29 protein-coding genes are annotated in these 23,818 nt (G+C 65.2%); 10 read left to right on the forward strand and 19 right to left on the reverse strand.

What is annotated here, in order from left to right; genetic code table 11:
- Positions 1 to 4 precede the first annotated feature (4 nt).
- The 3 genes from EWH21_RS18925 to EWH21_RS18935 form a co-directional block, all read right to left on the reverse strand.
- Positions 5 to 1,213 (reverse strand): hypothetical protein, encoded by a 1,209-nt coding sequence (locus tag EWH21_RS18925; protein ID WP_277699058.1) that lies wholly within the window; start codon positions 1,211 to 1,213, stop codon positions 5 to 7.
- 88 nt (positions 1,214 to 1,301) lie between these two features.
- Entirely contained in the window at positions 1,302 to 3,311 is a 2,010-nt protein-coding gene (locus EWH21_RS18930) for a U32 family peptidase (protein WP_277699059.1), read from the reverse strand.
- 81 nt (positions 3,312 to 3,392) lie between these two features.
- On the reverse strand, positions 3,393 to 3,851 hold the full coding sequence (locus tag EWH21_RS18935; protein WP_152489292.1) for a Bro-N domain-containing protein: 459 nt from the start codon (positions 3,849 to 3,851) through the stop codon (positions 3,393 to 3,395).
- Positions 3,852 to 3,968: 117 nt separating this feature from the next.
- Here EWH21_RS18935 and EWH21_RS18940 point away from each other — a divergent pair, with 117 nt between their 5' ends.
- On the forward strand, positions 3,969 to 4,379 hold the full coding sequence (locus tag EWH21_RS18940) for a transcriptional regulator (protein WP_037056173.1): 411 nt from the start codon (positions 3,969 to 3,971) through the stop codon (positions 4,377 to 4,379).
- A gap of 13 nt (positions 4,380 to 4,392) precedes the next feature.
- Here EWH21_RS18940 and EWH21_RS18945 read toward each other — a convergent pair whose 3' ends face one another.
- Positions 4,393 to 5,157: a helix-turn-helix transcriptional regulator gene (locus EWH21_RS18945; protein WP_037056175.1), complete on the reverse strand. Its 765-nt coding sequence runs from the start codon at positions 5,155 to 5,157 to the stop codon at positions 4,393 to 4,395.
- Between the two features lie 306 nt (positions 5,158 to 5,463).
- On the opposite strand from EWH21_RS18945, the gene leuA reads away from it, so the two are divergent.
- Positions 5,464 to 7,149, forward strand: a complete 1,686-nt coding sequence (gene leuA, locus EWH21_RS18950) for a 2-isopropylmalate synthase (protein WP_277699060.1) — start codon at positions 5,464 to 5,466, stop codon at positions 7,147 to 7,149.
- A gap of 52 nt (positions 7,150 to 7,201) precedes the next feature.
- On the opposite strand, the gene EWH21_RS18955 is transcribed toward leuA, so the two are convergent.
- The 3 genes from EWH21_RS18955 to EWH21_RS18965 all read right to left on the reverse strand — a co-directional run bounded on the left by EWH21_RS18955 (position 7,202) and on the right by EWH21_RS18965 (position 9,767).
- Positions 7,202 to 8,023: an HDOD domain-containing protein gene (locus EWH21_RS18955; protein ID WP_150605955.1), complete on the reverse strand. Its 822-nt coding sequence runs from the start codon at positions 8,021 to 8,023 to the stop codon at positions 7,202 to 7,204.
- A gap of 186 nt (positions 8,024 to 8,209) precedes the next feature.
- Positions 8,210 to 8,686 (reverse strand): serine protease inhibitor ecotin, encoded by a 477-nt coding sequence (gene eco, locus EWH21_RS18960; protein ID WP_277699061.1) that lies wholly within the window; start codon positions 8,684 to 8,686, stop codon positions 8,210 to 8,212.
- Positions 8,687 to 8,813: 127 nt separating this feature from the next.
- Complete coding sequence (locus EWH21_RS18965; protein ID WP_277699062.1) at positions 8,814 to 9,767, reverse strand: LysR family transcriptional regulator; 954 nt, start codon at positions 9,765 to 9,767, stop codon at positions 8,814 to 8,816.
- Between the two features lie 115 nt (positions 9,768 to 9,882).
- Between EWH21_RS18965 and EWH21_RS18970 the strand changes: the two genes are divergently transcribed.
- Positions 9,883 to 10,152 (forward strand): DUF2798 domain-containing protein, encoded by a 270-nt coding sequence (locus EWH21_RS18970; RefSeq protein WP_047584742.1) that lies wholly within the window; start codon positions 9,883 to 9,885, stop codon positions 10,150 to 10,152.
- Between the two features lie 55 nt (positions 10,153 to 10,207).
- Here EWH21_RS18970 and EWH21_RS18975 read toward each other — a convergent pair whose 3' ends face one another.
- The 4 genes from EWH21_RS18975 to EWH21_RS18990 all read right to left on the reverse strand — a co-directional run bounded on the left by EWH21_RS18975 (position 10,208) and on the right by EWH21_RS18990 (position 14,161).
- A complete protein-coding gene (locus EWH21_RS18975; RefSeq protein ID WP_037056186.1) occupies positions 10,208 to 10,555 on the reverse strand; it encodes a cupin domain-containing protein in 348 nt (115 codons plus the stop codon).
- Positions 10,556 to 10,765: 210 nt separating this feature from the next.
- A complete protein-coding gene (locus tag EWH21_RS18980) occupies positions 10,766 to 11,323 on the reverse strand; it encodes a phage infection protein (RefSeq protein ID WP_277699063.1) in 558 nt (185 codons plus the stop codon).
- 211 nt (positions 11,324 to 11,534) lie between these two features.
- Positions 11,535 to 12,626, reverse strand: a complete 1,092-nt coding sequence (locus EWH21_RS18985; RefSeq protein WP_047586879.1) for an SMP-30/gluconolactonase/LRE family protein — start codon at positions 12,624 to 12,626, stop codon at positions 11,535 to 11,537.
- A 224-nt stretch (positions 12,627 to 12,850) separates the two neighbouring features.
- On the reverse strand, positions 12,851 to 14,161 hold the full coding sequence (locus EWH21_RS18990; protein ID WP_277699064.1) for a methyl-accepting chemotaxis protein: 1,311 nt from the start codon (positions 14,159 to 14,161) through the stop codon (positions 12,851 to 12,853).
- Between the two features lie 251 nt (positions 14,162 to 14,412).
- Between EWH21_RS18990 and EWH21_RS18995 the strand changes: the two genes are divergently transcribed.
- Entirely contained in the window at positions 14,413 to 15,156 is a 744-nt protein-coding gene (locus tag EWH21_RS18995; protein ID WP_277699065.1) for a class I SAM-dependent methyltransferase, read from the forward strand.
- Between the two features lie 9 nt (positions 15,157 to 15,165).
- On the opposite strand, the gene EWH21_RS19000 is transcribed toward EWH21_RS18995, so the two are convergent.
- From EWH21_RS19000 to EWH21_RS19010, 3 genes are all read right to left on the reverse strand, one after another.
- A complete protein-coding gene (locus EWH21_RS19000) occupies positions 15,166 to 15,516 on the reverse strand; it encodes a hypothetical protein (RefSeq protein WP_150605943.1) in 351 nt (116 codons plus the stop codon).
- 58 nt (positions 15,517 to 15,574) lie between these two features.
- Positions 15,575 to 15,823 carry a hypothetical protein gene (locus EWH21_RS19005; protein ID WP_037057327.1) on the reverse strand — a complete coding sequence of 83 codons (249 nt, stop codon included), beginning with the start codon at positions 15,821 to 15,823 and terminating at the stop codon, positions 15,575 to 15,577.
- A 158-nt stretch (positions 15,824 to 15,981) separates the two neighbouring features.
- Positions 15,982 to 16,683: an NAD(P)H-dependent oxidoreductase gene (locus EWH21_RS19010; RefSeq protein ID WP_150605941.1), complete on the reverse strand. Its 702-nt coding sequence runs from the start codon at positions 16,681 to 16,683 to the stop codon at positions 15,982 to 15,984.
- 119 nt (positions 16,684 to 16,802) lie between these two features.
- Here EWH21_RS19010 and EWH21_RS19015 point away from each other — a divergent pair, with 119 nt between their 5' ends.
- Entirely contained in the window at positions 16,803 to 17,702 is a 900-nt protein-coding gene (locus EWH21_RS19015) for a LysR substrate-binding domain-containing protein (RefSeq protein ID WP_037057331.1), read from the forward strand.
- A gap of 10 nt (positions 17,703 to 17,712) precedes the next feature.
- Here EWH21_RS19015 and EWH21_RS19020 read toward each other — a convergent pair whose 3' ends face one another.
- Entirely contained in the window at positions 17,713 to 18,570 is an 858-nt protein-coding gene (locus EWH21_RS19020; protein ID WP_277699066.1) for a DMT family transporter, read from the reverse strand.
- A 194-nt stretch (positions 18,571 to 18,764) separates the two neighbouring features.
- A complete protein-coding gene (locus EWH21_RS19025) occupies positions 18,765 to 19,472 on the reverse strand; it encodes a YafY family protein (RefSeq protein WP_277699067.1) in 708 nt (235 codons plus the stop codon).
- Positions 19,473 to 19,541: 69 nt separating this feature from the next.
- Here EWH21_RS19025 and EWH21_RS19030 point away from each other — a divergent pair, with 69 nt between their 5' ends.
- Positions 19,542 to 19,913 (forward strand): VOC family protein, encoded by a 372-nt coding sequence (locus EWH21_RS19030; RefSeq protein WP_047586862.1) that lies wholly within the window; start codon positions 19,542 to 19,544, stop codon positions 19,911 to 19,913.
- A gap of 61 nt (positions 19,914 to 19,974) precedes the next feature.
- On the opposite strand, the gene EWH21_RS19035 is transcribed toward EWH21_RS19030, so the two are convergent.
- Positions 19,975 to 20,670 (reverse strand): GNAT family N-acetyltransferase, encoded by a 696-nt coding sequence (locus EWH21_RS19035; protein WP_277699068.1) that lies wholly within the window; start codon positions 20,668 to 20,670, stop codon positions 19,975 to 19,977.
- A 106-nt stretch (positions 20,671 to 20,776) separates the two neighbouring features.
- Positions 20,777 to 21,328: a hypothetical protein gene (locus tag EWH21_RS19040; protein WP_277699069.1), complete on the reverse strand. Its 552-nt coding sequence runs from the start codon at positions 21,326 to 21,328 to the stop codon at positions 20,777 to 20,779.
- A gap of 348 nt (positions 21,329 to 21,676) precedes the next feature.
- Here EWH21_RS19040 and EWH21_RS19045 point away from each other — a divergent pair, with 348 nt between their 5' ends.
- Together EWH21_RS19045 and EWH21_RS19050 are read left to right on the forward strand one after the other, a co-directional pair.
- A complete protein-coding gene (locus tag EWH21_RS19045; RefSeq protein WP_037057341.1) occupies positions 21,677 to 22,042 on the forward strand; it encodes a type II toxin-antitoxin system RelE/ParE family toxin in 366 nt (121 codons plus the stop codon).
- Positions 22,035 to 22,361, forward strand: a complete 327-nt coding sequence (locus EWH21_RS19050) for an XRE family transcriptional regulator (protein WP_175254225.1) — start codon at positions 22,035 to 22,037, stop codon at positions 22,359 to 22,361. The genes EWH21_RS19045 and EWH21_RS19050 overlap by 8 nt, the downstream gene beginning before the upstream one ends.
- 243 nt (positions 22,362 to 22,604) lie before the next feature.
- On the opposite strand, the gene EWH21_RS19055 is transcribed toward EWH21_RS19050, so the two are convergent.
- Positions 22,605 to 23,084, reverse strand: coding sequence for an Ig domain-containing protein (locus EWH21_RS19055; protein ID WP_277699070.1), 480 nt, complete (start codon positions 23,082 to 23,084; stop codon positions 22,605 to 22,607).
- 215 nt (positions 23,085 to 23,299) lie between these two features.
- Between EWH21_RS19055 and EWH21_RS19060 the strand changes: the two genes are divergently transcribed.
- Positions 23,300 to 23,605, forward strand: coding sequence for a hypothetical protein (locus EWH21_RS19060; protein WP_277699071.1), 306 nt, complete (start codon positions 23,300 to 23,302; stop codon positions 23,603 to 23,605).
- Entirely contained in the window at positions 23,589 to 23,780 is a 192-nt protein-coding gene (locus tag EWH21_RS19065) for a DUF1289 domain-containing protein (RefSeq protein WP_277699072.1), read from the forward strand. Before EWH21_RS19060 ends, EWH21_RS19065 begins: the two co-directional genes overlap by 17 nt.
- The last annotated feature ends 38 nt before the right edge of the window (positions 23,781 to 23,818 follow it).

Raw genomic sequence — 23,818 nt, forward strand, 5'->3', positions numbered from 1 at the left:
TGGTTCAGCCCTCGACCGGGATGCTGAACAGCACCGCCGCCAGGCCGACCAGGCCGAGCAGGGTGAAGCCAGCGATCTGCAGGTGACGCCGCAGGCTGGCCGGCTGCTGCGCGGCGCGTACGGCGGCCAGCAGCGCCTGCACGGCGTAGTACAGGGCGAAGGCCCGCGAGGCGTGGCTGATGATCTCGAAGACATCGAACAGCCAGGTCAGCAGCAGGCCGGTGAGGGTCAGCAACACGTAGCCGTGGCGCGCGCGCAGGCGCTGGCCGCTGAGTTCGTTGATCAGCCCGCCCGAGGCGCTGGTGTCGGCCACCGCGGCGCTGAACTGGGCGCTGAGGGCGGCGGCGATCAGCAAGGGCGGCAGCACCAGGGCGACCACGCCCATCAGGTCGATGATCGCGGTCTCGTCCAGGGTCATCGTCTGCTGGTGGAAACTCAGCGTCAGCAGGGCCGCATAGACCAGGTAGATGGCACTGGCGAGCCACTGCGCATGGCGCATCGAGCGCACGCGCGTGGCCGCGTCGTAGTGCTGGCCGAGGTAACGCGAGGTCTCGAAGCCCTGCACGGTGACGATCAGCCCCAGCAGCAGCTGCAACGCCAGCGTGCCCTGCGTGCTGGCCGGGCTGTAGGCCAGCACGCTCGCCATGTCCTGCTGCGCGGTATGCACGGCGAGGCCGGCTAGCAGGCTGGCGATGATCGCCAGCTTCAGGCTCACGGAGAACTTCTCCAGGCGCTCCATCACGCTGAAACCGCGCAGGTAGCCGGCGGCGAGGATGAGCAGGTAGATCAGCGTGGTGATGACCTTGGGCAGCGTGCCGCCCCGCACGTCGACGATGCGCCCGGCGAATGCGCCGAAGAGGTTGAGGTAGTAGGCCACGGAGATGAAGTAGGCGAAGGCCAGCACCCAGGACGACAGCCGTTCGCCAAGGTCCTGCAGCGGCGTGCCCCGGCCCTGGGGCGAGTCGCCCAGGTAGCGGATGTTGAAGCGCATGGCGCTGCCGAAGGCATAGCCCAGGGCGCACAGGACGAGCATGGCCAGCGGCGCCCAGCTGCCGAAGTTGACCAGCATCACCGGGCCGAGGATGAGGAAGCCACTGCCGATGATCGAGGCCAGCGGGGTCACGGTGGCGCGCCACATCGGTGCCTTGGCGACGCGCGGCCAGAACAGCAGGGCGGCCACCAGCAGCAGCGTCAGCACGATCATCGCGGTCACTCGCGGACCTCCGGCAGTCAGGGATTCGAGGGCGCCTATTCAAGCGCCATGCGCCCGGCGCTTCAAGCGCGCGGGCGCAGGCTGTGACTCAGTGCGAATAGCCCTCGGGCTTGCGGATGGTCTTGAGCAGGTCATCCGGGGTGATGTGGCCGACCACCTGGGTGGCGGCACTGCCGGGTTGTGGCAGGTCGAGGATGTGCCCCTTCATCTTGCCGATCACGTGCATCTCGCACGGCTTGCAGTCGAACTTCAGGGTCAGCACTTCGTCGCCGTGCACCAGCTGCATCGGCGCGACCTTGGTGCGCACGCCAGTCACGCCCTTGGCCTGCTTCGGGCACAGGTTGAAGGAGAAGCGCAGGCAGTGCTTGGTGATCATCACCGGCACTTCGCCTTCTTCTTCGTGGGCCTCGTAGGCCGCGTCGATCAGTTGCACGCCATGGCGGTGGTAGAAGTCGCGGGCCTTCTGGTTGTAGACGTTGTAGAGGAACGACAGGTGCGACTCGGGGTAGACCGGCGCCGGATCGCTCTCGGCTTTGCGCCGGCCGCGCGGGTGGGCGGCGACGCGGGCCTCGGTCAGCGCCTCGATGGCCTCGCGCCGCAGCGCCTTGAGCTGCGAGTTGGGCACGAAGAACGCCTGTGGTGCGTCGAGGCTGACGCCCTGGGCGTGGTAGATGGTGGTGCCGAGCTGGGTGAGCAGGTCGCGCAGGCCATCCAGCGCCTGCTCGGGCTTGTTGGCGGCGCCGAACGGGCCGGGCAGGGCGACCTCGACGCTGATGCCTTCTTCGCTGGTCGCGGTGAGCTTCAGCGCGTCTTCACGCAGCTCGACCTTCCAGTTCACGCCGATGCGGCGCTCGGCGCTGGTGCGCTGCAGCGCTTGCTGCCAGTTGTGGTCGAGGTTGCGCGAGAGCGGATGGTTGGGGCGCAGGCGCAGCAGGCCATCGGGCATCTCGTTGGGTTCGACGCGGTAGCGGTAGCGCTTCTCGCCGTCCTCCTCGAACTCGCCCTTGAGCTCGGCGATGTTGGCGCGAAAGCCCACCACCTCGCGCTTGACCAGCACGTTGAGGCCGTCGCCGTTGGACAGCGGCGCGTGGGTGACGGCGATCAGGTCGCGCTTGTTCACCTTCTCGACATGGCCGACGGCGAGCCCGGTGAAGGTCGGCGAGTCGAAGGCGCCGATATCCACCTTGCGTTCGGTGACGAAGTAGTCGGTGCTGCCACGGTGGAAGGTCTTGTCCGGATCGGGCACGAAGAAGTGCGCGGTACGCCCGCTGGAGGCGCGGGCCAGGTCCGGGCGATCCTCGAGAATCGCGTCCAGCTCGCGGCGGTAGTGGGCGGTGATGTTCTTCACATAGGCCACGTCCTTGTAGCGGCCCTCGATCTTGAACGAGCGCACGCCGGCTTCCACCAGGGCGCGCAGGTTGGCGCTCTGGTTGTTGTCCTTCATCGACAGCAGGTGTTTCTCGTAGGCGATCACGCCGCCTTTCTCATCCTTGAGGGTGTAGGGCAGGCGGCAGGCCTGCGAGCAGTCGCCACGGTTGGCGCTGCGCCCGGTCTGCGCGTGGGAGATGTTGCACTGGCCGGAGAAGGCCACGCACAGCGCGCCATGGATGAAGAACTCGATGGCGGCATCGGTGGCATCGCTGATCGCGCGGATCTCCTGCAGGTTCAGCTCGCGCGCCAGCACCAGCTGGGAGAAGCCGGCCTGGTCGAGGAACCTGGCGCGTTCCAGGGTGCGGATATCGGTCTGGGTGCTGGCGTGCAGTTCGATGGGGGGGATGTCCAGGTCCATGACGCCCATGTCCTGCACGATCAGCGCATCCACGCCCGCGTCGTAGAGCTGGTGGATCAGCGCACGGGCCGGTTCCAGTTCATCGTCATGCAGGATGGTGTTGAGGGTAGTGAACACCCGGGCGTGATAGCGGCGCGCGAACTCCACCAGCTTGGCGATCTCGCTCACCTCGTTGCAGGCGTTGTGCCGCGCGCCGAAGCTCGGGCCGCCGATGTAGATGGCATCGGCGCCATGCAGGATGGCCTCGCGGGCGATCTCGACATCACGCGCAGGGCTGAGCAGTTCCAGGTGGTTCTTGGGCAGGGACATGGTGGTTTCTTTTATCAGGCTGGGCACACGGGCAAGGTGCGCATTGTAGCGGCCTGATGACCCTGCGGCACCTGGGCGTGATCAACGGCGCTCCGTGCTGCCGTCCAGGCCCTGCAACTCCGGGCGTGTGCCGAAGACCTGCATGACGTCGCCCAGCGACATCCACCAGTCGTCATGCCATTTCAGCACGCGCAGGCGTTTGTCGGCGGTGTTCAGCTGTCGGTAGCTGGGCAGCCCCACGCTGCTGAACAGGTGCGGCAGCAGGGTCTGGTACAGCCAGGTGCGCAGGCGGCGTGCGCGCGGGCTGGCGTCGTTCAGGCTGAGGCGCAGCAGGTTCTCCAGGTCGATCATGGCCTGGGGCGTTTCCTCGTTGCCGAACAGGATGCCTTCCGGGCGGCACAGCCGCAGCAGCGAGGCGTTCCAGTCATCCATCTCCAGTGCCTGGCAAACGGGGCCGGCGGCGAACCAGAAGTGTCCGTCGGGCGTGCGCTGGACCGTGAAACGGATGTCTTCGAAGCTGGGGTGGAGTGGGCTGATCATGGCGCTCTCCTTGTGCACGAAACAGCGATCGGTGAAATGCGATGAAATCATGAATTTCATATAAAATACAACAGACTGTTCAATCTAGCGTGGGGGCGGAATTTAACGTCCGCGTCCATGACCGAGAAATCCGAATTCGCCCAGCGGCTGCGTAGCGCCATGCTCGCAGCTGGATATCCAGACCGCCCAGCCGTGCTCGAACGCGAGTTCAACTCGCGCTATTGGGGACGTTCGGTGACGTTTCAGGCTGTTTCGCGCTGGCTGCGTGGCGAGTCGATCCCCTCCCAGGACAAGCTGCAGGTCCTGGCCGAGTGGCTGCGTATCGAGCCGCAGGTGCTGCGCTTCGGTGAGCGGGCCGGGGTGACGGTGCGCGAGCAGCGCGGGCGCTGGGAGGACCCCAAGTTCTATCAGGAACGCGAAGTCATCGAGACCTTTCTCGGCCTGCCTGCGCAGCAGCGCAAGGTGGTGCGTGAGGTGGTGATGGCCCTGGCCCTGGCGGCCAAGGCCAACGGCGAAGGCGAGCGCTGACGGGGCGGCGGCGTCACCGATAGAAGGCCGAGGGCGTCACGCCGAACTGACGGCGGAACGCGGCGGCGAAGGCGCTCTGGCTGTCATAGCCGTGCTGCAGCGCCACCTGCAGCACGGGCAGGCCCTGCGCCAGGGCTTCCAGTGAGAGCAGCAGGCGCGCCTGCTGGCGCCAGCGGCCGAAGGTGACGCCGGTGCTGCGCTGGAAATGGCGGTGGAAGGTCTTGCTGCTCATCGCCAGTTGCGCCGCCCAGTGTTCGGCCGAGTCGCTCTGCGCCGGGTCATCCGCCAGGCTCTGGCACACCCGGGCGATGCGCGGGTCACTCGGCCAGGGCAGGTGCAGCGGCAGCACCGGCAGGCTGCTCAGTTCATCCAGCAGAAAGCGCATCAGGCGGCCATCACGGCTGTCGGCGGTGTATTGCGCCGGCACCAGGGTGGCGGCCTGGATCAACTCGCGCAGCAGCGGGTTGACGTCGATCACGCGGTTGCCAGCCGGCAGCCCCGGGGCGGCATCGGGATTGACGAACAGGCTGCGCACGCGGGTGACGCCGCGCATGTGCAGGGCATGTTCGCAGCCGGCTTGCAGCCACACGCCCCGGTTCGGTGGCGTCACCCAGCGCCCGGCCGGGGTATCGACCACCAGCACGCCCTCGATGGCGTAGATCAGCTGCGCGCGCGGGTGGTTGTGCGACGGCACCCGGTGGCCGCTGGGGTAGTCGACGGCCACGCCGGTGACCGGCATGGCCAGTGATTCATAGGGCAGTTCGGTGTGATCGACCATGGCGGGCTGCGCGGTGGGAGGGCGAGCCAGCCTAGCGCTGCGCCGCCAGATTGTCCATTTCGCGACAGTGATAGGCCATTTGGCGTGAGATGGTCGAGACCGTGCGCTCTACGCTGGGCACTCATCCATGCAGGCGCCGCCATGACCGTCCTCATCCCGCTGCTACCCGCCCTGAGCCTCGGCCGGGGTCCGACTCGGTGCGTGACCGCCACGCGCCGCTGATCTCCCCCTGATCCCGGCCTCAGGCAGCCTGCAGCGCAGGCAGGGGAGATCACGCTGTTCTCCGTTCCCCATCGAGGCTTTGTCATGTTGCGTAATCCGCATAGCAAGTACCGCGCGTTCCCCCCTGTCGACCTGGCTGACCGGCGCTGGCCGCAGCAGCGCCTGCACCAGGCGCCGATCTGGCTGTCCACCGACCTGCGCGACGGTAACCAGGCGCTGTTCGAACCGATGAACCGCGAGCGCAAGCTGCGCCTGTTCGGCGAGCTGGTGCGCCTGGGGTTCAAGGAAATCGAAGTGGGCTTTCCCGCTGCCTCGCGCACCGACTTCGACATCATCCGCCAGCTGATCGACGAGGGTGGCATTCCGGACGACGTCACGCCGATGGTAATGAGCCAGCTGCGCGACGACCTCATCGAGCGGACCGTGCAGGCCGTGGCCGGCGCGCGGCGGGTGATCGTGCACCTGTACAACGCCATCGCCCCGGTATGGCGCGAGGTGGTGTTCAAGCTCTCGGTGGATGAGGTGGAGGCGCTGGTGGTGCGCCATGTCCAGTCGTTCAAGGCGCTGACGCAGGCCCATCCCGAGACCGAGTGGGTGTTGCAGTATTCGCCGGAAACCTTCTGCATGGCCGAGCTGGAGGTGTCGCTGCGCATCTGCAACGCCGCCATCGCGGCCTGGGACGCCGGGCCTGGGCGCCCGATCATCATCAACCTGCCGACCACCGTCGAGGTCAGCACCGCCAATGTCTTCGCCGACCAGATCGAGTGGATGCACCGGCGCCTGGCGCGGCGCGAGCATGTGCTGCTCTCGGTCCACCCGCACAATGACCGCGGCACCGGCGTGGCCTGTGCCGAGCAGGCACTGCTGGCGGGCGCGCAGCGGGTCGAGGGCTGCCTGTTCGGCAATGGCGAGCGCAGCGGCAACCTCGATCTGGTGACCCTAGCGCTGAACCTCTACACCCAGGGCATCGACCCGGGCCTGGATTTTTCCGACATCGCCGGGGTGGCGCGGGTGTCCGAGGCCTGCACCGGGCTGCCGATCCACCCGCGCCATCCCTACGTCGGTGACCTGGTGTTCACCGCGTTCTCCGGCTCGCACCAGGACGCCATCGCCAAGGGCTTCGCCGCTCGGACGCCGGATGGGCCGTGGCAGGTGCCGTACCTGCCGATCGACCCGCAGGACCTGGGGCGAACCTACGACAGCATCGTGCGGGTCAACAGCCAGTCCGGCAAGGGTGGCATCGCCTACCTGCTGCAGCGCGACCAGGGCGTGCAGATGCCGCGCCGCCAGCAGGTGGAGTTCAGCGCCATCGTGCAGAAGCAAGCTGATAGCAGCGAGACCGAACTGTCCAGCGCCGAGCTGTGGCAGCTGTACCAGCGAACCTACCTGGCCCCCGCACAGCCGGGCGGTGCACTGGTCTATGTCGGCCATCGCCTGCAGGACGACGGCGAGCGCCAGCGGATCGAACTGGATGTCGAGGTGGCCGGTCGGCCCCTGCAGCTGCGTGGTGCAGGCAATGGCCCGCTGGCGGCGGCGGTGGCCGCCCTCGACCTGCCGCTGCGTGTCGACGATTACCAGGAGCACAGCCTGGGTGGTGGTAGCGAGGCCTGTGCGCTGGCGCTGGTGGAGGTCAGCTGGCCAGGGCAGCCCGGTTCGCGCTTCGGCGCCGGCCGCGATGGCAACCTGTTGCGTGCCTCGCTGCAGGCGTTGCTGGCCGCGGTGTCGCGCTTCGCCCCGAGCACGCAGCGGCTCGCCGAGCGCTGCCGCTGAGGAGGCCGGCAGGGCGGGCAAAGGCGGCGCAGGCGCGCCGCCGGGTCAGGCCTCAGCCCAGCAGTTCGGCAAAGGCCTTGTCCGCTTCGAGCACCTCCGGCAGCGCAGCGAACAGCGTGTCCAGCGCCACTTCCTCGAACAGCGGACCTTCCAGGCTCTGCTGCGCCTGCTCGCTGACGCCATCGAGCTCGATGGTTTCGGCGACGAGCACCGACTGCGCGACCAGCCGTGCGTACTGGCTGTCGCCGGGGGCCTGAGTCGGGCGGGCCTGGTAGGCGATGGCGTGCTGGATCAGCTCCGGCAGTTGCCAGCGGCGCGCCAGCTCGGCGCCGACCTCCGGGTAGCCGAAGCCCAGTTGCAGGTTTTCCTCGGCGGCATGGGCGGCGGCTTCACGCTTCGGGTGGCGGTTCATGCGCCGGGCGAAGTCCGGTGCGCCGGTCTGGATCAGCAGTTCGCCGATGTTGTGCATCATGCCGCAGGTGAAGGCGGCATCGGTGTCCAGCTTGAGCTGCTTGGCCAGGCAGCGGGCGATGCTGGCCACGCGGAAGCTGCGAATCCAGAAGCCCTTGAGGTCGAATCCGGTATCGGCCTGGAACGCACCCGTCATGGCCGAAGCCAGCACCAGCGTGCGCAGGGTGTTGAAGCCCAGGCGCATGGCGGCGTCCTCGACGCTGACCGCCTCGCGCGCACCACGAAAGCGCGGGGAGTTGGCCAGGCGCAGCACCTTGGCCGCGATCACCGGGTCCCGCTCGATGTTGCGGGCCACGCTCTCCAGGCTGGAGGAGGGGTTGTCGAACTGTTGGATGAGTTCCTGCGCGACTTTCGGAATGCTGGGCAGGGTGTGCAGCTGGTCGAAGAGGCTTTCTATATCCATGGTGGCTCCGATAGATACGGGCGCGGCGCTGGCGCTCGGTGAGAAAGTGCTCTTTGAGCATAGCCGCGCCTGCGCTCGCGGCCAGTCGCGCAGCCGCTGGTTAGAGCCTTTTCGTCGTGCCGCCGGCGTCGAGCAGGCACGCAGAAGCACCAGCCGGGAAGGGGGCTGGTGCTTCCGCCTACAGCCTTACTGGCGCGGCGCGGTGCTGGTCTGCGCAGCGGCGGACCAGACCCGGTAACGCACCTCGACATCGGCTGGCGCATAGATCACCAGCGGCAGCTTGCTGTTGTAGCGCACCAGTTGCGGCTCGCCGCCGACACGCACGAACGCCTGCTTGCGACTGCCGTCCGGGCAGGCCATCAGGGTGCTCATGGCCGGGCCGACCTTGCTCAGTTCGTAATAGCTGTAACCCCAGCCTTCGACGTTCTTCTCCTGCCACTGGCCGCCCAGGCGCTGCTGGTTGCAGTCCACTTCCAGGGTCTTGCCGGCGATGATCTCGACCTTGTGCTCGGCCTCGTTGGCCTGGGCCGGCAGTTCGATCACGTGGCGGTTGTAGCCGTCAGCGGCGGCAGGGTAGGGCTTGAGGGCTTCTGGCGTGGTGGCGCAGGCGCTCAGGGGCAGGGCGCAGGCGAGGGCCAGCAGGGGCAGTTTGCTTCGGGTCATGATGATTCCTTGCTGAAAGGCCTTGTGGGCCGTCCGTTATGAGGGGCCGCCAGGTCGGCGGAGCAACACTGACCATCTGAAATAGGCAAAGTTCTCGTGCTTTTCAAGCCGAGTCGGTCGCGTTCTGTCAGCTTGTCTCGGCAGAGGCTTTCAACTCAGCTGGCAAGGCCTGCTGCAGGTAGTCCATGAACAGCCGCACCTTGGGCGTCAGTTCGTAGCGATGGCGCACGCACAAGTAGTAGTGCAAGGGCGCGCTGGTGGCTCGGCTGCGTGTCGGGGTGGCCGAGGAGAACAGCTCGACCAGTTCGCCACGGGCCAGGTACGGATCGGCGACGAACGAGGCCAGTCGGGTAATCCCGCCGCCTGCCGCCGCGCACTGGGCAAGCGCGTCGATATCGTTGCTGCTCATGCCAGCGCCGACTTCGGCGTCGAAATGCACGCCGTCGCGCGTGAAGCCCCAGCGCAGGAAGCGTCCGTCCGTGGCGAAGCGAAACAACAGGCAGTCGTGGTCACGCAGCTGTTCGGGCTCGCTCGGGCAGCCAGCGCGCTGCAGGTAGGCCGGTGCTGCGCAGAAACGGGTCTGCGCGGTGGCGATACGTCGTGCAACCAGGCCGTTCTGCAACTGCTGCTCGATGTGGATGCTGATGTCCACGCCTTCCTGCACGTGATCGACGATACCGTCAGTGGTCAGCAGCTCGCAGCGGATACGTGGGTGCCGCGCCATGAATCCTGGAATCAGCGGGGCCAGCACGTGGCGCCCGAATGCTGCGCTGGCAGCGATACGCAGTTGGCCACGCGGTTCGTCCTGCAGGTCGGCGACATCGGAACGGGCCAGCTCCAGGTCCTGGAGCACCGTCTGCACGCGCTCGAGATACAGCGCTCCAGCGTCGGTCAGTGCCAGGCTACGGGTGGTGCGGGTGAGCAGGCGCACCCCCAGGCTCTGTTCCAGGCGCACGATATTCTGGCTTGCGGCAGCGGCGCTGATGCCTTGCAGGCGCGCCCCGGCGGCGATGCTGCCACTCTCCACGGCTTTGACGAAGCTCTCCAGGCCTCGCAGGGTATCTGTACCTTTGCTTTGCAATGCTCAGCCTTTTCGTAAGTTAAGGTTGATACTCAACTTACCTCTCGCCCTCTACCGCCGCAATCGCCATCCTCGCTAGAGTGCCGGGCACTTCAATCGATCAGGAGCAACGAACATGTCCGACCTGGAGCTTGCGTCGCCGGCGTCACGCAACTGGAAACTCCCAGCACGGGCCATGCCGGTGGCTTTTGCCTTCTTCATGTCAGGCATCATGGCCTTTCTCATGTCGTTGGTGATCACGGCGGCGAACCGAGGCATCGGTGAGGGGTATCTGCACGCGGTACTGGGTGCCTACAGCCTGGCCATGCCGGTGGCGTTCGTTTGCGTCATGCTCGTGCGGCCGGTCGTGCTCAAACTGGTCAGCCTGACCGTGCGGCTGCCCTGAACAACGCTGCAGGTTCGCTGGGGCACGTCGGGCTCCCAGCGATGATGCCGAAGGATCAGGCAAAGACGAAATATTTGCGCACGGTTTCGACCACTTCCCAGGTGCCCTTCATGCCGGGTTCGACCACGAAGATGTCGCCGGCCTTGAGGTGGATCGGCTGCATGCCGTCCGGGGTGATGATGCAGTAGCCTTCCTGGAAGTGGCAGTACTCCCACTTCACGTACTCCACGCGCCACTTGCCGGGCGTGCAGATCCAGGTGCCCATGATCTTGCTGCCGTCTTCGGAGGTGTAGGCGTTGAGGTTGACGGTATGCGGGTCGCCTTCGATGCGCTCCCATTTGCAGGCGTCGACGACGGGCATCGGCTGGGTATCGCGCAGAACGGTGATCGGTTGGTTGGCCATGGAGCGCTCCGGTGAAGGATCAAAGGGGCGTTCACCATAGAGGGCGCGGGCGGCGGTCAGTTGCCTGGGGTCGACATGGGGCTGTTCATTCGCGCAGTGCAGATGCCGTTGCGGCCCGGAAAAAGCGAAGGCCGGCGTTTCGGGCCGGCCTTGCGGTGTGGCGCATAGCATCGAGTCATACGAGGTTCTCGATCCGTTCATGGAAGGGGTTCAGGCGACGCGGTTCTCGATCAGACGGTCGGAGCCACCTTCGGCGACGCGGTTCTGGATCAGGCGATCGGAGCCACCTTCGGCGACGCGATTCTGGATCAGACGGTCGGAGCCACCTTCGGCAACGCGATTCTCGATCAGACGGTCGGAGCCACCTTCGGCGACGCGGTTTTCGATCAGGCGATCGGAGCCACCTTCGGCAACGCGGTTCTGGATCAGGCGGTCGGAACCACCTTCAGCGACGCGATTCTGGATCAGACGGTCGGAGCCACCTTCAGCGACGCGGTTCTCGATCAGGCGATCGGAGCCACCCTCGGCGACGCGATTCTGGATCAGACGGTCGGAGCCACCTTCGGCGACGCGGTTTTCGATCAGACGATCGGAGCCACCTTCGGCAACGCGATTCTCGATCAGACGGTCGGAGCCACCTTCGGCGATGCGGCTTTCGATCAGGCGGTCGGAACCCCCTTCAGCGACGGTGGGTTGCACGGAAGAGGCGGCGAATACGTTGGCGGCCAGTACGGAGAGAGCGAAGCTGAGGATGAGTTGGCGTTTCATGATGTGGTGCTCCAGGGGTGTTGTGGTTGGGTATGGAGCAGATGGTACGCATTGAAATTTTTCAGAGAACTTCATTGGCATGATGGTGAACATCGATGCCACTGATGCTTGCCGCAATGCCCGTCCCAGAGCGGTTGGAGGTGCTGCTGGCGCCGTCTGGCGAGCTTGGCTGGCGGTCCAGGCCACGGCTCTGGCGGCCGTGGCCCATGCCTCATTTGCTGAAGGTGGCGCCGCGAGTGTTCACGTACAGCGAGTAGATGGAATGGCTGCTGGCCATGAACAGGCGGTTGCCCTGGGCGCCGCCGAAGCACAGGTTGGCGCAGCGTTCCGGCAGGTAGACGTGGCCGATGGCCTTGCCCTCGGTATTGAACACGCGCACGCCGTCCAGCTCTTCCGGCTTGCCCTTCGGTGAGCCGTTGCTGCCCCAGCCACACCAGAGGTTGCCGGCTTCGTCGCATTTGATGCCGTCCAGCGCGCCCGTGGCTCCGCCGTCGATGTGCTTGCGGCGCGCGCCCAGGCTGCCGTCGGCGTTCACCGCATAGGCCCAGACCAGGCGATTGGGCTTGGCGCGGCCCTCGACCACGTAGAGGGTCTTCTCGTCCGGGGAGAAGCACAGGCCGTTGGGGCCGGCGAGCTCGTCGATCACCCGGGTGACCTTCAGCGTCTGCCCGTCGATGCGGTACACGCCATGCGGCAGCTCGATCTGCACCTTGTGCCCTTCGTATTCGTTGCCGGCCTGGAAGGGCGGGTCGCTGAACCAGACGGAGCCGTCGCGCTTGACCACGATGTCGTTGGGCGAGTTGAAGCGCTTGCCCTCGAAGTTGTCGGCCAGCACGGTGATGCTGCCGTCGTGCTCGGTCCGGGTGATGCGCCGGCCCAGGCCCTCGTTGGTCGAGCCCTCGCAGGCGATCAGGCGGCCCTGGTTGTCGCGGGTCAGGCCGTTGGAGTAGTTCGAGGATGCGCGATAGACGCCCAGGGACTGGCTGATCTCGTCCCAGCGCATGATGCGGTTGTTGGGAATGTCACTGACCAGCAGGTAGCGGCCATCGCCCACCCATACCGGGCCTTCGGCCCAGCGCAGGCCGGTGGCGACCTTTTCCACGCTGGCATTGAACAGGCGCAGGTCGAGGAAGCTGTCGTCGAGGATCTCGACCGCCGGATCGGGATAGCGCGGGTTCAGCGGTTCCCCCGCACGGGCCAGTTGCGGCAGGAGCGTGCCCACGCCGGCGGCAGCGACCGAGTAGGCGAGGGACTGCTTGAGAAAGTGGCGGCGCGAGCCGTCCGGGCGTTGTTCGTCATTCATCGTCAGGGTCCTTGTTGTTCTTGTTGATCGCGGATGCGACATCGGCAAACTTATACGATGTATGACGACTTTGAAAATGCTGTCACTCGATTTGCGCGGTCATTCCGCGCAATTCAAGTGCTGAAAGGGGATTGTCCCGTCAGGGGAATGGGGCGGTCGAATGAGGTTGTGTGATGACTTGGGCGAGATGCCGGTGCCGAGCCCATTCACCGCGTGCCCTTGCCTCACAACTGGGTGGCGAAGCTTTCCACCGCCTTGACCACACGTTGTGCGGCATCCTGGATTTCCTCGATCACCTGCCCGGCCTGGCTGGACAGTTCGAGGCCGCGCTCGGCCTGAGCCTTGCCGCGGTCGATGATCTCCACGGCGCGTTCGGCCAGTTGCTGGTTCTGCCCGACCACCGAGGTGATCTCCACGGTGGCGGCGCTGGTGCGCGAGGCCAGTTGCCGAACTTCGTCGGCCACCACGGCGAAACCACGCCCCTGGTCGCCTGCCCGCGCCGCCTCGATGGCCGCGTTCAGGGCCAGCAGGTTGGTCTGGTCGGCGATGCTGCTGATGTTCTTGACGATGGAGCCGATCAGCTGGGACTGCTTGTCCAGCGCCTCGATGCCCTGAACGGCCTCCTGCATGCGCTCGGCCAGGTCGTTCATCGCGTCGAGCATCTGCTGCACCACTTCGGCGCCATTGCGTGCGCTGCTGTCGGTGCCCTTGGAGGTCTCGAAGGCGATGCCGGCCGCCTGGGCCACGGCTTCCTCGCGCTGTACCTGGTCGGTGATCACCGTGGCGAACTTGACCACCTTGTACAGCCGGTCGTGGGCGTCGGTAATGGGGTTGTAGGAGGCCTCCAGCCACACGTCACGCCCGTGACTGTCCAGGCGCTTGAAACGGTCGACGACGAAGTCGCCACGGCGCAGCTTGTCCCAGAACTGCGCATACGCAGGCGAATTGACTTCGCTCGGATCGCAGAAGATGCGGTGATGCTTGCCCTGGATCTGCTGCAGGCTGTAGCCCATGGCGTCGAGGAAGCGCTGGTTGGCCGTCAGGACCTCGCCGTCGAGGTTGAACTCGATCACCGCCGTGGAGCGCTGCAGGGCCTTGATCAGGTTCTCGTGCTCGCGCGAGCTCTCGATGGTGCGGGTCAGGTCGCTGGCGTGGATGGAAAAGAAACGAATGCGCCCGGCACTGTCGCGCACCGGCTGCAGGATGGAGCGCAGCCAGGCTTCCTCGCCACTGCCGCGCAGCAGGCGGATGACCCCGGCCAGGTGCTCGCCACGCTCCAGCGCCTGGCGCACACGGTGGTGAAAGTCGAGATTGCGCACGTGTTCGGGAATCAGCTTCAGCAACTGCTCGCCGCGCAACCTATCCGCCGTGTAGCCCATTTCCTTGAGGAAATTCTCGTTGGCACGTTCGATACGTCCCTGAGGGTCGAGGATCAGTACCAGCATCTCCTCTTCCAGGCTGGTACATACCTGTTCCACGGAAGAAAGGTCTTCACGCAGTGCCTGCAACTCTTGCTTCAATCGACCGTTGAACATGAGAGCCATCCCGCTGAACGTTGACGCCATTGTTTCGGCTGCGAATCACGGGAGTTTAGCCAGAGTTGCGCGGGTGTGAAGGCGAGCACGGGGGTTGCCCTGTCCGTGGGCTGCAGGCCGCCGTTGGCGGGCCCCGGCACGTTGCTCGGCCCTGGCGCGAACGGGGCGATATTTTCGTCGCCGCGACGGCTGCGGCGGCGACGCTTGGGATATGATGCGCGCCCCCGACATCCCGCTCCCTTCAGGTCATCATGTCCGGCAATGCCCTCTACACCGACCTGTCGGGTTATTACGACCTGATGTGCGCGGATATCGATTACGCGGCGCAGAGTCATTGCGTGCAGCGCCTGCAGCAACTGTTCGGCAACGGTGGCCGGCGCCATCTCGACCTGGCCTGCGGCACCGGCCCGCACGTGCGCCATTTTCTCGATGCCGGCTACGCCAGCAGCGGCCTGGACATCAACCAGCCAATGCTCGACCGTGCGGCCCTGCGCTGCCCCGAGGCGCGCTTCGTCCAGCAGGACATGTGCGCGTTCCAGGTCGACGAGCCGCAGGACCTGATCACCTGCTTTCTCTACTCCATCCACTACAGTGCCAGCCTCGCGCGTCTCGAAGCCTGCATCGCCAGCGTGCATGCGGCCCTGGCCGAGGGCGGGGTGTTCTGTTTCAACGCCGTGGACAAGCAACGCATCGACAACGCATCGTTCGTTTCCCACAGCGTCTGCCAGGCCGATGGCCGGTTCCGCTTCAGCTCCGGCTGGCATTACCGCGGCGAAGGCGAACAGCAACTGCTGCGCTTGCGCATCGAACGCCAGCTGGGCGAGCAGAGCGAGGTCTGGGACGACGAGCACCCCATGGTCGCGGTGAGCTTCGCCGAGCTGCAGGCCCTGCTGGCGCCGTACTTCGACGTGCAGGTGCTGGAGCATGACTACCAGCGGCTGCTGCCCTGGGATGGCCACGCCGGCAACGCGCTGTTCGCCTGCAGCAAGCGCTGAAGAGGGCGGTCAGTACAGGCTGATCTTTTCGCCCGTCAGCAGGTTCTCGGTGCCCAGAAAACTGATCGAGGGAATGAAGTCGATGGGCAACTCATCGCCTTCGACCAGAGCGTAGCGCGCCAGGTAGTAGTAGACGATGTCACAGCGCTGCACGCGGATATCCTGGGTCAGGGAGTGGATGGGAGCGCGCCAGGTCTGCTCCTTCTCCTGGCACTCGGCGCTCATGCTGAGCGCATCCTCGACGGCTTCTCGCTCCGCGTGGGCGACGGCCTTCTCCAGTTGAACCCTGATCAGCAGCTCTTCAGGGCTGGTACAGCCGGCCAGCGACAGGGCGGCGAGAAAGAACATCCATTTATGCATTGCAGCTCCAGGTAATCCATTGCCGAAGGGGCGGTTGCTGGCAAGTGCCGGGCGTGTGTCAGCGGCCTGCTGCCAGGAACAGGCCGACCATCATGAACACCACTGCCGTGACGATCAGCTGATGGACGGCATTGTTCTTGAACTTGTACACGACCCCGTCCTTCTGGGCGTACAGGTCACCCGTCAGAGCGATGAGGAGGGTGGCGGGGATGAAGAACAGCAGCGAGAGGAAGACGAACCAGCGCTTGCGGTACACCGGTACGTTTTCATAGCTCATGCGGGTTCGTTCGAAGCGGTTGATATCCATATCGTTGTTCCAGGCAGGGGCGCGAGCAAAACGGTGGCTCGCGCTTCGGGGCTGGATGATAACCCGAGCTGACGTCCGGGCCGTGTGATGGATTTCCTATTGATGTCGTAACGTCTCCTCGCGGGTGGAGGCGCGCTGATCATCCACCGGCAGGGTGTTCAGGCCGGCTCTGCGGCACGTTCGGCCTGCAGTGAATGCTGCAGCTCGCTCACCAGCGCGTCGACCTTGTCCAGCGCCTGCGCGACCGATGCAGCCAGCAGTTCACCGCCGAATTCCTGGCCCTCGATGGCGATCTGGTGCACGCGGGTGATGCCGATGAAACCCAGTGCGGTGATCAGGTTGGGCTCCAGGTGGTTCATGTGCGCCATCTCGCCGCCCGCATCGAAACCGATGCCACCCCTGGCGGTGAGGATCACCAGATGGCGTGGCCGGTCGGCCAGCCTGGGGATGTAGGGATCGAGCAGGTTGCTCTCGTCGATATCCACGGTGCGGCCGGGGCGCACTACCTGGTCGATCCAGGCCTTGAGCGCTGCCGGCATGCCGAAGTTGTACAGCGGCGTGCCAATCACCAGCACGTCCGCCGCGATCAGCTCGTCGACCAGGCGATCGCTTTCGGCCAGGGTGTCGCGCATCCAGGGCTCGCGCCTGGCCTCCGGGGTGAAGGAGGAGGCGATCCAGTCGTGGCTGATGATCGACGGCGGGGTCTGGCCGATGTCACGGTAGGTGATCGGGTCCTGCGGGCGGCGTGCACGCCACTGGCTGACGAAGCGCTGGCTGAGGTTACGGCTGTGCGAGCCGTGCTCGTCCTTGCCGGCAAGGCCGGGGCGGGCACTGGCATCGAGGTGCAGGATGGATGTCATGTCGAGTCTCCTGAACGAATTTGAATTCATCTGTGATTAACCGCAGACTCAGGCTAATTTCAGCCCTGGTTGGCGACAAACGATCATTGTTTTGAGCTACGGATGAGGAAAATTCAGCCATGAGTCGACGCCGACTGCCTTCGCTCTCTGCCCTGCGGGCGTTCGAGGCCGCTGCCCGTCACGAGAGCGCCAAGCAGGCGGCCGAAGAGCTGTCCGTTACCGCGACGGCGATCAGCCACCAGATTCGGGCGCTGGAGGAGACCCTTGGCGTCGCCCTGTTCTTGCGCAAGCCGCGCCAGCTGGAGCTGACGGCCGCCGGGCGGGAGCTGCAGCAGGTGCTGGAAAGCGCCTTCGACAGCATCGGCGCCGCAGTCGAGCGGCTCAGCGCCGTGCCGAGCCGCCAGGCCATCACCCTCAGCACCACGCCCGCCGTGGCGGTGCGCTGGCTGTTGTCCTGGGTGTGCATGCTGCGTGACGCCCACCCGGACATCGACCTGCGCATCCATGCATCGCATGAGCCGGTGGCGCTGGACGGCGTCACGGCGGATATCGCCATTCGCTATGGCGACGGGCGCTGGCCGGGGCTGGTGGCCGAGAAGCTGTTCGACAACACCTTCGTCCCGGCCTGCAGCCCCTTGCTCAACCTGCACGATGCCGCCGAGTTGCCGCGGCATTCGCTGATCCACTTTCGTAACCAGCTGGCCGTGTCATCGCCCGTCGACTGGGTGGTGTGGCAGAAGCAGGCGCAGGTTCCCGGCCTGGATGTCAGCGCCGGGCTGGTCTTCTCCGACGAGACTCACGCCGTCTCCGCTGCCGTCGGCGCTCAGGGCGTGGCGCTGATGAGCCGGCAACTGATCGAGGACGAGCTGCGCGAAGGGCGCCTGGTGCAGCCCTTCGGCCCGGTGCTGGAGGGCAAGCCGTTCTTTCTGGTCTACCCGGAAAGCCGCCGCCACGACCCGGCCATCCTCGCGGTGCGGGACTGGATCATGGCGGTGCCTGGCGGGTTGTGCTCGCTGTAGCGACGGTGCTTCAGGCCGGCAGTGGCGGGCGGGCACGCAAGGTCAGGCCGGCATGCAGCAGCAGCGTGACGAGCACCAGCGCGCCGCCGTAGAGCGTCGCGCTGGCTGGTGTTTCCTGCAGGAAGTACCAGACCCACAGCGTGCCCAGCACGCTTTCCAGCAGATAGAACAGCGCCACCTCGGCGGAAGGCAGATAGCGCGTCGCGTTGTTGATCAGCATTGTGGCGAGCGGCATCTGCAGCAGTCCCATTAGCGCCAGCGCCCAGTAGCTCTGGGTTTCCAGTTCGAAGGGCCTGGCGTTGGGCCAGGCGATCAGCGCGGCCAGCAGCCCGCCCAGGGCGATCAGCGGCATGCGCTCCAGCGCCGGGTAGCGGCGCAGCAGCGTCAGGTTGGCGCCCACGGCCGCCGACGACAGCAGGGCATAGCCATTGCCGGCCAGGTCGCTGGTGCTGAAGGCGCCGGCAAATACCAGGACGATCCCCAGTGCCGCCACGCCGATCGCCAGCCAGGTGCGCAGCGCCACCCGTTCACCCAGAAAGCAACGGCTGAGCAGTGCCGCGAACAGGGGCGCGGTGCAGAGGATGACCACCACGTTGGCGACCTGGGTATGGACGATCGCCAGGACGAAGAAGATCGAGGTCAACGCCAGCAGCAGGGCCGAGCCGGCGCTCGCCAGTGGCTGCGCCAGCACGCTGCTGCGCTTTCTGGCCGACAGCGAGAACACCCCCAGGGCCAGGCACATCAGCAGCCCGCGCCAGAACGCGATGCTCCAGCCATCGGCCTGGGCCAGGCGCACCAGCAGGCCATCGAAACTGAGCAGGGCGATGCCGCTGGTGACGAGCAGCAGGCCGCGTGCTGAATCCTTCATCCGTGTGTCCTCGACGTGTCGCTGGCGGGCAGTCCGTTCTTGCCTGGCGCGGCCTCGATGAGGTGCACGCCAGACGCTGCGCCGATGATGGCCTCGGTGCGCCGTCAGGACCTGTCCAGAAACGCCTCGGGTGCTGCGCTTAGCGACCTGGCGGAAGCAATGGAGACGGACATTCGTCCACGCTGCCCGCTCGGCTACTGCGTGGGCTGGACGACGATGCCGCGCTGGCGGTTGTACGCCTGCCACTGCGCCAGCAACCAGCCGCCCTGACCGCTGAAGCGCTCGCTCGAATGTGTGCAGGCGCTGATCCGCTCCAGGCGGAAGTGCCGGAAGTCGTTGCGCAGCTCGCACCAGGCGGCGAGCATCTGAAAACCGTCGAAATAGCCCAGGGCAATCGGCCGCAAGGTACGTCGGCTCAGCGTGCCCGCTTCGTCCGTGTAGTCGATCAGCACCTTGCATTCATCGCCAATGGCCTCACGCAGGGCGCGTGCCGTGGCGCCGTCATCGCTCGGGGAAGGGGCGGGCCCGGCAAACAGCGGGGTTTTCTCCAGCTGCGCCTGCGCCTCGGCGCCAAGCACCGCACGCAGCTTGCCCTGCACGTTCTGCGCGGCCTGGCGCAGCGCCGGGTCCGTCCGGCGCTCGACCCAGCGCAGGCCGAGCAGCAACGCCGCCAGCTCTTCCTGGGTGAACATCAGCGTTGGCAGCAGATAACCCGGCTTCAGCAGGTAGCCGATGCCCGGCTCGCCGTGAATATCGGCGCCCTGGCCCTGCAGGGTGGCGATGTCCCGGTACAGCGTGCGCAGGCTCACGCCCAGCTCAGCGGCGAGCGTCTGGCCGCTGACGGGCAGGCGGTGGCTGCGCAGGATCTGCAGGAGCTTCAACAATCGTTCGGTGCGTGTCATCGCGCCATGCTGACAGGAACTGTCAGTAGGGTCGACTAACGTGACCCTCCCATTGTCAGGAGGTCCACCATGAACCGTCCCAATCTGCTTGTCCTCTACGTTGCCGACCCGCTGCGCAGCAGCGCCTTCTACCGGCAACTGCTGCAACAGGCGCCCAGCAGCGAGTTTCCCAGTTACGTGTCCTTCGCGCTGAACGACCAGCTGCACCTTGGGCTGTGGTCGGAGCAGGCGGACAATTTCCAGTCCTCCGGCAGCGGCCATCGCAGCGAGTTCGGCTACCTGGTCGAGCGGGAGGCGGATGTCGAAAGGCTCTACGCGCGCTGGCGGGCGCTGGGCGTGGAGATCGAGCAGCCATTGGCCCGTGCGGTGTTCGGGCCGACCTTCGTCGCGCTCGACCCGGACGGCCACCGGCTGCGCGTGTGCATGCGCGATGCCAGCTGAGCGCCGCTGTCGATGGCGTTCGGCGCCTGATGCAGCCCCGCGTCCGGCGTGGGGCAGCGCCTCAATGCAGCGCGCGTGAAGGCAGGCGCTCGTCGACCAGTCGTTGCGCCTGCAGGGCGAGGCTGTCGAGGTGCGCATCGCGTTGTTTTTCCGCCTGCTGCATGGCGCGCTGGCCGTGCTGCTTTAGCAGGTAGGCGTGAATCTGCCTGACCTCCGTGGAGGCGAACACCGGCGCCAGGTCCGCGACCGCCACCATGCCGCCGGAGCGGTAGTCGCGGCTGTTCATCAGCACCTGTGCGCCCTGGGCGGCCAGCACCTGGAGGCCCAGGGCTTCGAACAGCGGCACCTTGTCCGCCACGCAGGCCAGCTCCAGGTGCGGACGGTGCGCCAGCACACGCTGCAGCAGCGCCCGGCCGATACCCTGGCGACGGTACTCGGCCTGCACCGCCAGGTAGGCGAGGGTGCAGGCGGTAGCATCATCCGGGCTGGGCAGGTACAGGGCAAAACCCAGCACGCGGGCCGGGTCTTCATCGTCCAGGGCCAGGAGCAACTGCACCGGGCCTTCGGCCTCGCCGTTCATGGTCTGCAGGTGCAGGTGCACCTCGTAGCCGATCACGTACTGGTACAGCTGATACAGCGGGTTGCTCGGCAGCAGCGGCACCGCGCTGACGTCGCCGAAGCAGTCCACCACCATCTGCAGCACCTGGTTCTTCAGGGACTCGGGCGGCGGGCTGCTGAGGTGGGAGAGGGTGAACATCGGCAGATCGGCTCTCGGCAAATGGCAGGCGCTATTGTAGCGCCCGCCCGGCTACAGAGTGAGCCGGTTATAAGGCCGGTCCGAGAGAGTGAGAATTGCGTGCTCGTCAGAACAGCACATAGCTGTATGGCGTGCGAGGGATTTTGTTCACCGACGAGACGCTGGGGTAATACCCCAAGCCGCTATCCTGCAATTTCGATGCAACGATCTCTTCAACGTCCGAATCAGGATCCGTTCGAAAAATGCCAAGCGCCCAATAGGAGCGCAGATCTATTTCGGATTTGCGTATTTTTGCCACTTTCGCAAGGTCGTCGATCATGTTCGACACACAATTGCCAAGGTTGGCATGTTGCTTGATCTCAAGCGCGACGTAACGTTCGATTGCCCAGCCTTTCTTGCGCAGGATGAAGTCCGGTTTGAGGAACCACTTTACGTTTTCCCGTCTGTAGTCGAATTGGAATGCACGCTCTCGTTCCCATTCCGGCGTAGAGGGATGCTCGGCCAGAAAACGGGCGAACTCAATCTGAAGCCAGATTTCCCAGCCCGTGATATCTCCATCGAAGATGATTCGGAACGACTTTCGAAGGCTGCGCTGTTTGAAGAACTCTTCCAGCAGTTCAGCGATGTAGTCGAAGTCATTTTGCGATTTTTTTTTCACGAGTTCCCTTCACAGAATGCAGTATGGCTAATGGCCATGTGCGTGGAGGGCGCATGGTGCCCTGTGCCTCAGCGACGAGGCAACTACCCGTTCAACTGGGGAGCTTGATCGCTTCCCCGCTACGCCAGGGCATCCATCCTGTGACGCTCTGCGTCATGACAACTTCGCCAGCGACTCCATCCAGAACGGCGGCAGCATCACCACCTTGCGGAAAATCCCCGGTCACTCCTGCCTGGCCATGACCATGCGCTGGATCATCTGCAGGATGCGGTACGCTTTGGCCTGCTCTCGTCTGTGCGAGCTGTGCATTCCATTGATGGAATATTCCTTGAGGGTTATATTTTCGACATGACCTGGGATATCGAGTACACCGACGAGTTCGGTGAGTGGTGGGAAAGCCTGTCTGTTGAGGAGCAGGAGTCGGTCGCGGTGTCGGTCCGGCTTCTCGAGGAGCGCGGCCCGTCACTTGGTTTTCCCCATAGCAGCGGAATCAACGGCTCTCGACACAGCCATATGCGGGAGTTGAGGACGCAGCACGAGGGCCGACCATACAGAACCCTGTACGCATTCGATCCCAGGCGTTCAGCGATTTTGCTGATCGGTGGTGACAAGACGGGCGATGACCGTTGGTATGACATCAACGTTCCGCTGTCTGATCGACTGTATGACGAACATCTGGAACAGCTTCGAAAGGAGGGCTTGATAGATGGCTAAGAAATTTGCCGAGCTGCGCGCAAAAATGGCGCCTGAGTCTCAGGCCAGGGTAGAGGCCAAAGCCCAGGAGCTGCTTGCCGAGATGCCACTCAATGAGCTGCGCCAGGCCCGCGGGCTGTCACAGAAGGCGCTGGCTGAGGTACTGCATGTACAGCAACCTGCCATCGCCAAGATGGAAAAGCGCACCGACATGTACATTTCCACATTGCGTAGCCACATCGAAGCCATGGGCGGTCAACTGGATGTCGTTGCCCGGTTTCCCGATGGTTCAGTGAAGATCAGCAATTTTTCAGACATCGAAAGCGACATTCACCAGTAGGCTCACCGCTTCACGGTTTGGCCGCAAGACCAGCCAGCTCTGGATCGATTCATTTTTGCGCTGAAAGCCCTTCGGTATGCCCCACACCGCGAGCAAGCGCAGAGCATTGTAGAGAACGCTGCACGTGTCATGGCGTTGTTGCACGAGGCGTATGAGGCCAGCCGTGCAGGCGGGTTCGGTCGATGGGCTGCGGCATCGTCTCCGGCTACGGTCATGCGGCCGCTCACGTGGCGGTGAGCGGTGTTACTCGGCGATCTGCAGCCTGTAGGTGCGCTCGGCGCGTCGGCCGGCGCACTGCGTGCCATAAGTGAGGGCGACGAGATGAACCTCGTAGCTGCCCGGGCGGGTCGGCGTACCGCTGATCCGGCCATGGTCGTCACGCTCCTGGTGCTCGATGCGCAGGCCCGGCGGCAGGGGCTGTGAATCGTTCACGTAGATGCCAAGCACCGGCGCCGGAGCGTCGCTGACCGCGAGCCTGACGCTGTAGGCCTCGCCCATTCGACCTGCCGGCAGGCTTTCAGGGTGCAACACCGGCCTGGCATTCAGCACACAGCCCATGCTTATGGCGCCTTGCAGCAGCGTTTCGCAGCCTGTGAGCAGCAGCGGGATGGATGCAATCAGCAATGACTTTCGCAGCATGGGAGTCCTTTCAGCCAGATTCGGCGAGTCGCTACTGCGGCTCGAGCAGATGGACGGCAACACTGCCGAAGGGGGGCTGTTCATTCTCACCTGCATCGTCGGCGCACCCTGCAATTCGCCTGGGGTGTGGCTGCCTGCCGCTACGACATCGAGCCGCCGAGGCGCGAGCATAAGTCGAAAGCGCCTGGGTGAACATGAATCCGTTCCCTTTGCGGGCAGGCCGCTCGGGTAAAATCGCGGCGCACCGACCCCGTCTGCAGAAGAGCCTTATGCCATCGCCGAAACGAAAATACTCAGCTGTGGAGCGCGAGCTGATCCGCACCCTGACCGACGCCTGCGAAACGGCGAAAAGCGAGATCCTCGGCTTCCAGTGGCTGACCCATGATGTGGACTACGCGCAGTTTCCGCAGAGCCTTGTGGTGACCTGGGTGTTCGATAGCGAGGCGAGCCGGGCACGGGCGCTGGCCAGTGCGGACAGGGCGAGAATGCAGGCGCTGACGCTGGCGGCTTTCGACGAGGTGGGCATCAGCGTATCCCGCATTGACGATCACGTCGCGTTCTCGGTCGAGCGAACGGCAAGGGGCAAACGTGGCCAAGGACATTGAAAACCCCTGCGTGTCGCTGTGCCAGCTCAACGGCGAATTGTGCGTCAGCTGTGGGCGCACGCGCGAAGAAATCCGCAAGTGGCGGGGCATGAAACGCCCCGAGAAGATGGCCACCGTGCAGAAGGCCGCGGCGCGGATGAAGGTGATTGCCAAGAAGAAAGGTAAAGGTCAGTAGGGTGGATGACGCTTTTTCATCCACCATCAGCGGTTGTC

This window comes from Pseudomonas sp. REST10 (assembly GCF_029542605.1).
In the GTDB taxonomy this organism is placed as follows: Bacteria; Pseudomonadota; Gammaproteobacteria; order Pseudomonadales; family Pseudomonadaceae; genus Aquipseudomonas; species Aquipseudomonas khazarica.

Bases quoted from the DNA above. Each gene is read 5' to 3' on its own strand.
- EWH21_RS18930 (WP_277699059.1), bottom strand. From the start codon at position 3,311: ATGTCCCTGCCCAAGAACCACCTGGAACTGCTCAGCCCTGCGCGTGAT.
- EWH21_RS18935 (WP_152489292.1), bottom strand. From the start codon at position 3,851: ATGATCAGCCCACTCCACCCCAGCTTCGAAGACATCCGTTTCACGGTC.
- EWH21_RS18940 (WP_037056173.1), top strand. From the start codon at position 3,969: ATGACCGAGAAATCCGAATTCGCCCAGCGGCTGCGTAGCGCCATGCTC.
- EWH21_RS18945 (WP_037056175.1), bottom strand. From the start codon at position 5,157: ATGGTCGATCACACCGAACTGCCCTATGAATCACTGGCCATGCCGGTC.
- leuA (WP_277699060.1), top strand. From the start codon at position 5,464: ATGTTGCGTAATCCGCATAGCAAGTACCGCGCGTTCCCCCCTGTCGAC.
- EWH21_RS18955 (WP_150605955.1), bottom strand. From the start codon at position 8,023: ATGGATATAGAAAGCCTCTTCGACCAGCTGCACACCCTGCCCAGCATT.
- eco (WP_277699061.1), bottom strand. From the start codon at position 8,686: ATGACCCGAAGCAAACTGCCCCTGCTGGCCCTCGCCTGCGCCCTGCCC.
- EWH21_RS18970 (WP_047584742.1), top strand. From the start codon at position 9,883: ATGTCCGACCTGGAGCTTGCGTCGCCGGCGTCACGCAACTGGAAACTC.
- EWH21_RS18975 (WP_037056186.1), bottom strand. From the start codon at position 10,555: ATGGCCAACCAACCGATCACCGTTCTGCGCGATACCCAGCCGATGCCC.
- EWH21_RS18980 (WP_277699063.1), bottom strand. From the start codon at position 11,323: ATGAAACGCCAACTCATCCTCAGCTTCGCTCTCTCCGTACTGGCCGCC.
- EWH21_RS18985 (WP_047586879.1), bottom strand. From the start codon at position 12,626: ATGAATGACGAACAACGCCCGGACGGCTCGCGCCGCCACTTTCTCAAG.
- EWH21_RS18990 (WP_277699064.1), bottom strand. From the start codon at position 14,161: ATGTTCAACGGTCGATTGAAGCAAGAGTTGCAGGCACTGCGTGAAGAC.
- EWH21_RS18995 (WP_277699065.1), top strand. From the start codon at position 14,413: ATGTCCGGCAATGCCCTCTACACCGACCTGTCGGGTTATTACGACCTG.
- EWH21_RS19000 (WP_150605943.1), bottom strand. From the start codon at position 15,516: ATGCATAAATGGATGTTCTTTCTCGCCGCCCTGTCGCTGGCCGGCTGT.
- EWH21_RS19005 (WP_037057327.1), bottom strand. From the start codon at position 15,823: ATGGATATCAACCGCTTCGAACGAACCCGCATGAGCTATGAAAACGTA.
- EWH21_RS19010 (WP_150605941.1), bottom strand. From the start codon at position 16,683: ATGACATCCATCCTGCACCTCGATGCCAGTGCCCGCCCCGGCCTTGCC.
- EWH21_RS19015 (WP_037057331.1), top strand. From the start codon at position 16,803: ATGAGTCGACGCCGACTGCCTTCGCTCTCTGCCCTGCGGGCGTTCGAG.
- EWH21_RS19020 (WP_277699066.1), bottom strand. From the start codon at position 18,570: ATGAAGGATTCAGCACGCGGCCTGCTGCTCGTCACCAGCGGCATCGCC.
- EWH21_RS19025 (WP_277699067.1), bottom strand. From the start codon at position 19,472: ATGACACGCACCGAACGATTGTTGAAGCTCCTGCAGATCCTGCGCAGC.
- EWH21_RS19030 (WP_047586862.1), top strand. From the start codon at position 19,542: ATGAACCGTCCCAATCTGCTTGTCCTCTACGTTGCCGACCCGCTGCGC.
- EWH21_RS19035 (WP_277699068.1), bottom strand. From the start codon at position 20,670: ATGTTCACCCTCTCCCACCTCAGCAGCCCGCCGCCCGAGTCCCTGAAG.
- EWH21_RS19045 (WP_037057341.1), top strand. From the start codon at position 21,677: ATGACCTGGGATATCGAGTACACCGACGAGTTCGGTGAGTGGTGGGAA.
- EWH21_RS19050 (WP_175254225.1), top strand. From the start codon at position 22,035: ATGGCTAAGAAATTTGCCGAGCTGCGCGCAAAAATGGCGCCTGAGTCT.
- EWH21_RS19055 (WP_277699070.1), bottom strand. From the start codon at position 23,084: ATGAACAGCCCCCCTTCGGCAGTGTTGCCGTCCATCTGCTCGAGCCGC.